8 protein-coding genes are annotated in these 10,525 nt (G+C 62.8%); 7 read left to right on the forward strand and 1 reads right to left on the reverse strand.

Features of this window, described 5'->3' with window-relative positions:
• Nucleotides 1-33: 33 nt before the first annotated feature.
• The 7 genes from BLS48_RS20140 (at nucleotide 34) to BLS48_RS20170 (ending at nucleotide 9,969) form a co-directional block, all read left to right on the forward strand.
• Nucleotides 34-2,019 carry a CocE/NonD family hydrolase gene (locus tag BLS48_RS20140; protein WP_091581025.1) on the forward strand — a complete coding sequence of 662 codons (1,986 nt, stop codon included), beginning with the start codon at nucleotides 34-36 and terminating at the stop codon, nucleotides 2,017-2,019.
• Between the two features lie 165 nt (nucleotides 2,020-2,184).
• Entirely contained in the window at nucleotides 2,185-3,771 is a 1,587-nt protein-coding gene (locus BLS48_RS20145) for an ABC transporter substrate-binding protein (protein ID WP_091581028.1), read from the forward strand.
• Between the two features lie 16 nt (nucleotides 3,772-3,787).
• On the forward strand, nucleotides 3,788-4,747 hold the full coding sequence (locus BLS48_RS20150) for an ABC transporter permease (RefSeq protein ID WP_091581030.1): 960 nt from the start codon (nucleotides 3,788-3,790) through the stop codon (nucleotides 4,745-4,747).
• A 10-nt stretch (nucleotides 4,748-4,757) separates the two neighbouring features.
• Nucleotides 4,758-5,582: an ABC transporter permease gene (locus BLS48_RS20155; RefSeq protein ID WP_091581031.1), complete on the forward strand. Its 825-nt coding sequence runs from the start codon at nucleotides 4,758-4,760 to the stop codon at nucleotides 5,580-5,582.
• Entirely contained in the window at nucleotides 5,582-7,237 is a 1,656-nt protein-coding gene (locus BLS48_RS20160; protein WP_091581034.1) for an ABC transporter ATP-binding protein, read from the forward strand. The genes BLS48_RS20155 and BLS48_RS20160 overlap by 1 nt, the downstream gene beginning before the upstream one ends.
• A gap of 205 nt (nucleotides 7,238-7,442) precedes the next feature.
• Nucleotides 7,443-9,032, forward strand: coding sequence for an ABC transporter substrate-binding protein (locus BLS48_RS20165; RefSeq protein WP_091581036.1), 1,590 nt, complete (start codon nucleotides 7,443-7,445; stop codon nucleotides 9,030-9,032).
• A 97-nt stretch (nucleotides 9,033-9,129) separates the two neighbouring features.
• Entirely contained in the window at nucleotides 9,130-9,969 is an 840-nt protein-coding gene (locus tag BLS48_RS20170) for an alkaline phosphatase family protein (protein ID WP_091581113.1), read from the forward strand.
• Nucleotides 9,970-10,222: 253 nt separating this feature from the next.
• On the opposite strand, the gene BLS48_RS20175 is transcribed toward BLS48_RS20170, so the two are convergent.
• A partial coding sequence (locus tag BLS48_RS20175; RefSeq protein WP_143019448.1) for an IS30 family transposase occupies nucleotides 10,223-10,525 on the reverse strand: 303 nt, incomplete at its 5' end.

The raw sequence follows: 10,525 nt of genomic DNA on the forward strand, positions 1-10,525 counted from the left end.
CGGCTCCATCATCTGGCGATCCTGGAGTCCCTCATGAAAACCGTCACCGAATTTCCCCGCAAGGTCGTCGAATTTCCGGACATGGCCATCGTCATGCCGGATGGCTGCCGGCTGTCGGCGCGGGTGTGGATGCCGGAGGATGCCGGCGATGAGCCGGTGCCGGCGATCCTCGAGCACCTGCCCTACCGCAAGCGCGACGGCACGATTTTTCGCGATCAGCTGACGCATCCCTATTTTGCCGGTCACGGTTATGCCTCGATCCGTGTCGACATGCGCGGCAATGGCGATTCCGAAGGGTTGATGGACGACGAATATTCCGAGCAGGAATTGCAGGACGCCTGCGACGTCATCGCCTGGGCGGCAAGCCAGCCCTGGTGCAACGGCAATGTCGGCATGATGGGCATTTCCTGGGGCGGCTTCAACTGCCTGCAGGTGGCGGCCAAGCAGCCGCCGGCGCTGAAGGCGGTGATCAGCCTGTGCTCGACCGTCGACCGCTATGCCGACGACATCCACTACAAGGGCGGCTGCCTGCTGATCGAGAATTTCGGCTGGGCATCGACGATGCTCTCCTATTCGTCGCGGCCGCCGGACCCGCTCTTGGCCGGCGACGTCAGGTGGCGCGATCTCTGGCTGACAAGGCTTCAGAACCAGCCCTTCCTGGCACCGCTATGGCTGAAGCATCAGCACCGCGACGCCTACTGGAAACGCGGCTCGATCTGCGAGGATTTTTCCGCCGTCCATGCGGCGGTGCTGTCGATCGGCGGCTGGCATGACGGCTACCGCAACACCGTCTCGCATCTCGCCACGAACATCGAAGCCCCGGTCAAGGGCATCATTGGTCCCTGGATTCACAAATACCCACACTACGCGGCACCCAAGCCCGCCATCGGTTTCCTGCAGGAAGCGCTGCGCTGGTGGGACCATTGGCTGAAGGGTATCGATACCGGTGTCGAAGCCGACCCGACCTACCGTGCCTATGTGATGGACAGCGTGCGCCCGGCACGCTGGCACCCCCAGCGGCCGGGCCGCTGGGTGGCGGAACAGGAGTGGCCATCGCCCACCATCAAGACTCAAGTGATTGAGCTTGTTCCGGAGGGCAGCAAGGCGGCGATCGTCGCCTCGCCGCAGAGCTGCGGCCTCGCGGGCGGCGAGTATTTTCCGTTCACCTTCGGCCCGGAACTGCCGGGCGACCAGCGCCCCGACGATGCGCTGTCGGTGTGTTTCGACCAGCCGCCGCTCACCGAGGCGATCGACATCGTCGGCGCGCCCGAAGTCGAGGTCCACCTATCCTCCGACCGTCCGCAGGCCAACATCGCGATCCGGCTGTGCGACGTGCATCCCGATGGCGCCTCGGAACTGATCTCCTATGGTGTGCTCAACCTGACGCACCGCAACTCGCACGAATTCCCGCAAGCGCTGGTGCCCGGCGAAACCGTGTCGGCGCGCGTGGTGCTCGATCAATGCGCCTATCGCGTGCCAGCAGGCCACCACCTGCGTATTGCCGTTTCGAACGCATATTGGCCGATGATCTGGCCGTCGCCAGAACCGGTTCAGCTCACCATGTCGGCCGCGACGCTGTCCTTGCCATTGCGCCCGTTGGCGACAGGCGCCGAAGTGACGTTCGCCGAACCGGAAGGCGCCACCCCCTGGGCAACGGAAACCGTCCGCGCCACCAGTTCCGAGCGCCATGTCGATCGCGACGAGAAGAGCGGAATTGTCACGCTTTCCATAGTGGACGATTTCGGCGAAGTGCGCGATCTCGCCCATGGGCTGGTCAATGGCAGCATTGCCCGCGAGACCTGGACGATCCATCCCGACGATCCGCTATCGGCCTCGGGAAAGACGCACTGGACGCAAACCCTGTCGCGAAATGGATGGTCGGTGCGCACGGAGACATCGGCGGAAATGCGATCCGATGCGCAAAACTTCATCGTCAGTGCCAGAATCGAGGCCTACGAGGGCGAAATGCTCGTCTTCGAGCGCAATTTCGAGGAAAAGGTGCCGCGCGCACTCCTTTGAGCCTCGATTGAGGCTCGCTTTCATTGGTCCAAATGCGACGCGCGATTTACGCCACGGCATGTCGCATTCGGTCTTGCTTACCGCTTTCCCTTGCGGTCATTATTCTCCTCACAAGAAACAAGAAAATCGGCCGCAGAGTCGAACCAACAGAGTGAGGAACTCAACATGTCAAACGAACTGGAATTCCTTAGCCGGCGTGTCGCGTCGGGCAAACTGAGCCGTCGTGATTTTCTCGGTCGGGCGGCGGCGCTCGGCGTCACCGCGACCTTCGCTAACTCCCTGCTTTCAGGTGCGGCGCGGGCGGCTGGCCCGGTCAAGGGCGGCACGCTCAAGGCCGGCCTAGTCGGTGGCGAATCCACCAACAGCCTCGACCCGGCTCTGTTCATGACGCAAGTGCCGTTCGCCTTCGGCAAGATGTGGGGTGAAATGATCGTCGAGCTGTCGCCGGAGGGCAAGCTCGAGAACCGCATCGCCGAGGAGATCGGCTCATCCGACGACGCCAAGGTGTGGACGCTGAAGATCCGCGACGGCGTTGAATTCCACAATGGCAAGACGGTGACCGCCGAGGACGTGGCCGCCACGCTCGAGCGCCATTCGGACGAAAAGTCGAAGTCCGGCGCACTCGGCTACATGAAGGGCATCGAGACCATCAAGGCCAGCGGCAAGGAAGTCGTGCTGACACTGAAGGAGCCGAATGCCGATCTTCCCTACCTGCTCAGCGACTATCACCTGATTGTCCAGCCCAATGGCGGCAAGGACAAGGCCGATGCAGGTATCTCGGCCGGCCCCTACAAGGTCACCACCAACGAGCCCGGCGTGCGCCATGGCGGCGAACGTTTCGCCAACTACTGGCAGGGCGACAAGATGGGCCATGCCGACCAGATCGAGATCATCGTCATCAACGATGCGACGGCGCGCACGGCGGCCCTGCAGGGCGGCCAGGTCAACATGATCAACCGCGTCGAGCCGAAGATCGTCGACCTGATCAAGCGGGTGCCGGGCGTGACCATCCGCAACCATTCCGGTCCCGGCCACTACGTCTTCATCATGCATTGCAACACGGCGCCGTTCGACAACAACGATTTGCGCATGGCGCTGAAGCTGGCGATCGACCGCGAGGAGATGCTGAACAAGGTACTGCGCGGCTACGGCTCGCTCGGCAACGACTTCCCGATCAACGCGGCCTATCCGCTGTTCACCGAGATCGAGCAGCGCAAGTACGATCCCGACAAGGCCAAGTTCCACTACAAGAAGTCGGGCCATGACGGCTCGATCCTGCTGCGCACCTCGGATGTCGCCTTCCCCGGTGCCGTCGATGCCGCGCAGCTCTTCCAGCAGAGCGCGGCCAAGGCCGGCATCACGCTCGAGGTCAAGCGCGAGCCTGGCGACGGCTACTGGTCGGAAGTCTGGAACAAGCAGCCCTTCTGCGCCTCCTACTGGGGCGGACGCTCGACACAGGACCAGATGTATTCGACCGCCTATCTGTCGACGGCGGACTGGAACGACACGCGCTTCAAGCGTCCCGATTTCGACAAGATGGTGCTGGCGGCGCGCGCCGAGCTCGACGAAGCCAAGCGCAAGGCGATGTACCACGACATGGCCGTCATGGTGCGCGATGAAGGTGGTCTGATCCTGCCGATGTTCAACCAGTTCATCGACGCGACCGGCGCCAAGGTCGACGGTTGGGTCGATGATCCGCATCAGGAATTGATGAACGGGTATGCCCTGGCGAAGTGCTGGCTCCAGGCTTGAGCCCGGCTTTGCGGATATGTCTTCACCCATCCTGAAGCTAATTGCCCAGCGCATCGCGCTGGGCATTCTCTTGTTGCTGGCCGTTTCGGTCCTGATTTTCGCCGGCACCCAGATCCTGCCCGGCGATGTCGCGCAAGCCATTCTCGGACAATCGGCGACGCCGGAGTCGCTCGCCAATCTGCGCGAGCAGCTCGGGCTCAACGATCCGGCCTATATCAGGTATTTCCGCTGGCTCGGCGGCGTGCTGACCGGCGACCTCGGCACGGCGATGTCGAGCGGGCAGGATATCGCAACGTCGATCAAGGGACGGTTGTGGAACACGCTGTTCCTCGCCTTCTGGGCTGCCATCGTCGCGGTACCGCTGGCGATCATCCTGGGCCTGATCGCGGTGCGCTACCGCAATGGCTGGGTCGACAAGCTGATCTCCGGACTGGCGCTCGCGTCGACCTCCTTCCCCGAATTCTTCATCGGCTACGTGCTCGTCTATTTCTTTGCCGTGAAATGGCAGATCTTTCCGGGCATCTCGACCGTCTATGACGGCATGCCGTTCGGCGAGCGCATGCAGGCCATCGCCTTGCCGGCGACGGCGCTGACGCTGGTGGTGCTGGCCCACATGATGCGCATGACGCGGGCGGCGATCCTCAACGTCATGCAGTCGGCCTATGTCGAGACAGCGGAACTGAAGGGCCTGTCGGCCTTCAACGTCATCCGCAAGCATGCCTTCCCCAACGCGATTGCGCCGATCATCAATGTCGTCATGCTCAACCTCGCCTATCTCATCGTCGGCGTTGTCGTGGTCGAGGTGATCTTCGTCTATCCCGGCATGGGGCAATATCTCGTCGACCACGTCACCAAGCGCGACGTGCCGGTGGTGCAGGCGGTGGGGCTGATCTTCGCCGCCGTCTATATCGGGCTGAACATCATTGCGGACATAGCGGCGATCGTCGCCAATCCGCGCCTTCGGCATCCAAAGTAAGGGGGCGGGTATGCTCGATATCAAACGCATCCCCATCCCGGCGCTGATCGGCATAGTCCTGACCGCCTTGTTCGTCCTGGCGGCGATCTTCGCGCCGTGGATCGCGCCGCATGGCAATGGCGAGATCGTCGGCGACGTCTGGGAACCGATGTCGGCGACGCATTGGCTGGGCACCGACAATCTCGGCCGCGACCTGCTGTCGCGCATGATCTACGGCGCCCGCATCACCCTGTTCATCGCGGTGCTTGCCACAGCGCTGTCGTTCTCGCTGGGCGCCATCCTCGGTTTCTCGGCGGCGGTGTTCGGCGGCTGGTTCGACACGCTGCTGTCGCGTCTCGTCGACTTGCTGATGTCGATCCCGACGCTGATCATGGGCCTCGTCGTGCTCTCCGTGCTGCCGTCCAACCTGGTGACGCTGATCCTGGTGATGGGCATTCTCGATTCGACCCGTGTCTATCGCCTGTCGCGAGCGGTCGCCGTCGACATCAATGTCATGGACTATGTCGAGGCGGCCAAGCTGCGCGGCGAAGGCAGCGCCTGGATCATCTTCCGCGAGATCCTGCCCAATGCGCTGTCGCCGCTGGTTTCGGAACTCGGCCTGCGCTTCATCTATGCCGTGCTGTTCCTGTCGACGCTGTCCTTCCTCGGCCTTGGCGTGCAACCGCCGGATGCCGACTGGGGCGGCATGGTCAAGGAAAACAAGGACGGCATCGTTTTCGGCATCGGGGCTGCACTAATCCCGGCTGCGGCGATCGCCATGCTGGCGATTTCGGTCAATCTTGTCGCCGACTGGGTGCTCAACCGCACGACAAGCCTGAAGGGAGGACGCGGCTGATGGCCGACAGCAAAGCGAAGCCTGGCGTGCTGCTCGACATCCGCAATCTGCGCATCGAGGCCACGGTGTATCCGCCCGGCGAGCCGCCGAAGACGATCACCCTCGTCCACGACGTCTCGCTGACGCTGGAGAAGGGCAAGGTGCTGGGGCTGATCGGTGAATCCGGCGCCGGCAAGTCGACGATCGGCCTGTCGTCGATGGGCTATGGCCGCGGCGGCGTGCGCATAACGGGCGGTGAGGTCATCCTCAACGGCCGCGACATCCTCAAGGGCGGCAAGGAAGGCTTCCGCAAGCTGCGCGGCCGCGAGGTCTGCTATGTCGCGCAATCGGCGGCGGCCGCCTTCAACCCCGCGCACAGGCTGATGGACCAGGTGGTGGAAGCCACGCTGCTGCACGGCACGGCGACGCGGGCCGAGGCCGAGAAACGCGCCGTCGCGCTGTTCAAGAAGCTCAGCCTGCCGAACCCGGAAACCATCGGCGAACGCTTTCCGCACCAGGTGTCGGGCGGCCAGCTGCAGCGCGTGATGACGGCGATGGCGCTGTGCTCCGAGCCGGACCTGATCGTCTTCGACGAGCCCACGACGGCGCTCGACGTGACGACGCAGATCGACGTGCTGGCTGCGATCAAGGACGCCATCCGCGACACCCATGTCGCGGCGCTCTACATCACCCATGACCTTGCCGTCGTCGCCCAGGTCTCCGACGAGATCATGGTGCTGCGCCATGGCCGGCTGGTCGAATGGGGGGGCACGCGCCAGATCATCAAGGAGCCGCGCCAGGAATACACCAATGCGCTGGTGTCCGTACATGAGATCGAACATGCCGAACAGAAGCCAGGCACGACGCCATTCCTGTCGGTAAAGAACGTCACCGCCGCCTATGGCGGCGGCCACGTCAAGGTGCTGAAGAACGTCTCGGTTGACATCTATCCAGGCCAGACGCTGGCCGTCGTCGGCGAATCCGGTTCGGGCAAGTCGACGCTGGCGCGCGCCATCACAGGGCTTTTGCCGCCCGAACAGGGCACGGTGACCTTCGACGGACGCCCGTTGGCCAACCGGCTGGCCGACCGGCCGAAGGAGGATCTGCGCCAATTGCAAATGATCTACCAGATGGCCGATGTGGCAATGAACCCGCGCCAGACCGTCGGCACCATCATCGGCCGGCCGCTGGAGTTCTATTTCGGTATGCGCGGCAAGCAGCGCGACGCCCGCGTCGCCGAACTGCTCGACAAGATCGAGATGGGCAAGGGTTTTATCGACCGCTACCCGGCCGAGCTTTCGGGCGGGCAGAAGCAGCGCGTCTGCATCGCCCGTTCGCTTGCCGCCAAGCCAAAGCTGATCATCTGCGACGAGGTGACGTCGGCGCTCGATCCGCTGGTGGCGCACGGCATCCTCGAGCTCCTGCTCGAATTGCAGAAGGAGGAGAACGTCGCCTATCTGTTCATCACCCATGACCTCGCCACGGTGAAGTCGATCGCCGATTCGATCGCCGTGATGTATCGCGGCGAGGTGGTACGCTATGGGCCGAAGAGCAAGGTGCTGACACCGCCCTTCGACGCCTATACCGACCTTCTCCTGTCATCGGTCCCAGAGATGGAGATCGGCTGGCTGGAAAAGGCGATCAAGGGACGGCGCATGGCCAGCGCGGGGAACTAGAACAATTCCAGGAAAAACATGAAACGGTTTTCCCGGGAAAAGCGCGTAGCGATTTCCCTAGGGAATTGCGCCAAAACAAAGGGATGGACCTGACCCGCCGGCCAGGGAAGACGGCTGCCGTCATCCGCATGCAACACTCCAGCGCCACACGTCCTTCTGGGCGGGCGCGCCGCTCGTGTGAAATTGTTTCAAAGGGGGTAGAAAAATGAAAACTGAACTCGACCATCTCGCTGAACTCGCCGGCCAGGGGCGGATATCGCGGCGCGACTTCCTCGGCCGCACCGCGGCACTGGGCGTATCTGCGGCGCTGGCGACGACACTGGCGGGAAAAGCCTTCGCGCAGGCGCCGGTCAAGGGCGGCATCCTCAAGGCCGGCCTGCAAGGCGGCGAATCGACCAACAGCCTCGATCCGGCGCTCAACCTCAGCCAGGTCACCTACAGTTTCGGCAAGCAATGGGGCGAATACCTGGTCCGGCTGATGCCGGACAACAGCCTGACAAACATGATCGCCGAGGAGATCGGCGCCGCCAAGGACGCCAGGACCTGGACGATCAAGGTGCGCGACGGCATCGAATTCCACAATGGCAAGACCGTTACCGCGGAAGACATCGCGGCCACTATCGAACGCCATGCCGACGAGAAATCGAAGTCGGGCGCACTCGGCATCCTCAAGAACATCAAGGGCGTCAAGGCGAGCGGCAAGGAAGTCATCGTCACGCTTGGCGACGCCGATGCCGACTTCCCCTATCTGATGGCCGACTACCATCTCGTCATCCAGCCGAATGGCGGCAAGGACAATCCGAATGCCGGCATCAGCGCCGGCCCCTACAAGGTCACCGTCAACCAGCCGGGCGTGCGCCATGGCGGTGAGCGCTTCGCCAATTACTGGCAAGGCGACAAGATGGGCCATGCCGACCAGATCGAGATCGTCGTCATTAACGACGCGACCGCAAGGCTTGCCGCCCTGCAGGGCGGCCAGGTGCACATGATCAACCGCGTCGAGCCCAAGGTGGTCGACCTAGTCAAGCGCATTCCGGGCGTCACCATCGAGAACGTGTCGGGCAAGGGCTACTACCCGTTCAACATGTTCTGCGACACCGCCCCATTCGACAGCAACGACCTGCGGATGGCGTTGAAACTCGCCATGGACCGCGACGAGATGCTGGAGAAGATCCTGCGCGGATATGGCTCGGTCGGTAACGACTTCCCGATCAACGAAGCCTATCCGCTGTTTTCCAGCGACATCGAACAGCGCAAGTTCGATCTGGAAAAGGCAGCTGCGCTCTACAAGAAGTCCGGCCATAGCGGCTCGATCGTGCTGCGCACCTCGGATGTCGCCTTCCCCGGCGCCGTCGATGCCGCCCAGCTCTACCAGCAGTCCTGCGCCAAGGCCGGCATCAAGATCGAGATCAAGCGCGAGCCGGGCGATGGCTACTGGTCGGAAGTCTGGAACAAGCAGCCCTTCTCGCTCTCCTACTGGGGTGGGCGCGCCACGCAGGACCAGATGTACTCCACCGGCTACGTTTCGACCGCCGACTGGAACGATACGCGGTTCAAGCGGCCGGAATTCGACAAGATGCTGTTTGCGGCGCGCGGCGAGCTCGACCAGGCCAAGCGCAAGGCGATCTACCACGACATGGCGGTGATGATGCGCGATGAAGGCGGGCTGATCGTGCCCTTCTTCAACCAGTTCATCGACGCCGCCGCCACCAACAAGATCGGCGGCTTCGCCAAGAGCCCGATCGGCGAAATGATGGATGGTTATGCGTTGGCTGAGTGCTGGCTGAACGCATAGTCAAATCATGCTCGTTTGATTCACCTGCAGGAACGCCGTGTGCCCGGAACGGCACGCGGCGTTCCCTTATCAACTGCCAAACCGCATGGAGCAGCCCATGGCGCTCAAATCCAAGCTCTTGCTGATCATCCTCGATGGCGTGCCTTACCGGAACTGGCGCCGGCTGATGGGCAATCTCGAAGGCTGGGTGCAATCGGGCGAGGCGCGGGTCTGGACGATGCGCTCCGTGCTGCCGTCGACCTCCGCCTGCTGCTACGCCTCGATCCACACCGGCGTATCGCCACAGGTGCACGGCATCCTGTCCAACGAGAACCGATTCCGCGTCGGGCAGCCCGACATCTTCTCCGAAGTCAGCAAGGCCGGCGGCAAGACCGGCGCCGTCACCCATTCCTACTGGTCGGAATTCTTCCGCGCCTATCCGTTCGACCTGGTCGAGGACATGGAATACGATGAGCCGGGCGGGCCGATCACGCATGGCCGGTTTCACACCATGACCGGCTACAACGCCCGCAACCAGATGACGCCAAGCGACGTCGACCTATTCGCGACGCTGACCATGCTGACCAGGCGCCATGGCATCGACTACGGCATCCTGCACACCTGCACGCTGGACTCGATGGGCCACCGCTTCGGCCACGACTGCCACGAGATGGACCATGCCGTCTATGCGATGGATGGCATGCTGGCGGCTTTCCTGCCGCGTTGGATCGAAGCCGGCTACGAGGTCATGGTCACCGCCGACCACGGCCAGACCGATCGTGGCCACCATGGCGGCCATGACGAGGAGATGCAGGATTTTGCGTTGTACTATTTCGGTCCAGGCCAAGGCCCACAGGCCGACACGCTGCTCGACCAGCTGCAACTGGCGCCGACCATCTTGAGCCGCCTCGGGGTGCCTGTGCCGGCGACGATGAAGGCGAAGCCGTTCCTGAGCTGAGTGCGGTCTTCCCTTCTCCCCTTGTGGGAGAAGGTGGCCTCACGAAGTGAGGTCGGATGAGGGGTGTTCCAGCTTGGCGCCGACGGCACTCCGTCACCCACCCCTCAACCGTCTCGGCGCTGCGCGCCGATCCACCTTCTCCCACAAGGGGAGAAGGGAAGACCCTGCCACTGGCAACACTTCCTTTCTTCGGTTAGCCTCCCCAGAATTCCTTGGCGGAGGATGAACCTTTTTGGACGGTGGGTTCAATAGGTCATTGCAACACCTTCTGTAGCCTATCGGCGGGCGTTTCGAAGTCCAGGATTTTTCGGGGGCGCTGATTGAGCCGCAGGGCAACGGCGTTGAGTTGGTCCTGCGAGACGTGGGAGAAGTTGGTAGCTCTGGGGAAATACTGCCTGAGCAGACCGTTGGTATTTTCGTTGCTGCCGCGCTGCCAGGGACTGCGCGGATCGCAGAAGTAGACCTGTAGGTCGGTGGCAACGGTGAAGCTCTTGTGCCGAGCCATCTCCTTGCCCTGGTCCCATGTCAACGAGCGCCGCAACTCTTCGGGCAATGT

It is taken from the genome of Mesorhizobium qingshengii, from assembly GCF_900103325.1.
Classification (GTDB): Bacteria; Pseudomonadota; Alphaproteobacteria; order Rhizobiales; family Rhizobiaceae; genus Mesorhizobium; species Mesorhizobium qingshengii.

Excerpts from the sequence above, each read along its gene's own strand:
- BLS48_RS20140 (WP_091581025.1), top strand. The coding sequence starts at position 34 with ATGAAAACCGTCACCGAATTTCCCCGCAAGGTCGTCGAATTTCCGGAC.
- BLS48_RS20160 (WP_091581034.1), top strand. The coding sequence starts at position 5,582 with ATGGCCGACAGCAAAGCGAAGCCTGGCGTGCTGCTCGACATCCGCAAT.
- BLS48_RS20155 (WP_091581031.1), top strand. The coding sequence starts at position 4,758 with ATGCTCGATATCAAACGCATCCCCATCCCGGCGCTGATCGGCATAGTC.
- BLS48_RS20170 (WP_091581113.1), top strand. The coding sequence starts at position 9,130 with ATGGCGCTCAAATCCAAGCTCTTGCTGATCATCCTCGATGGCGTGCCT.
- BLS48_RS20150 (WP_091581030.1), top strand. The coding sequence starts at position 3,788 with ATGTCTTCACCCATCCTGAAGCTAATTGCCCAGCGCATCGCGCTGGGC.
- BLS48_RS20165 (WP_091581036.1), top strand. The coding sequence starts at position 7,443 with ATGAAAACTGAACTCGACCATCTCGCTGAACTCGCCGGCCAGGGGCGG.
- BLS48_RS20145 (WP_091581028.1), top strand. The coding sequence starts at position 2,185 with ATGTCAAACGAACTGGAATTCCTTAGCCGGCGTGTCGCGTCGGGCAAA.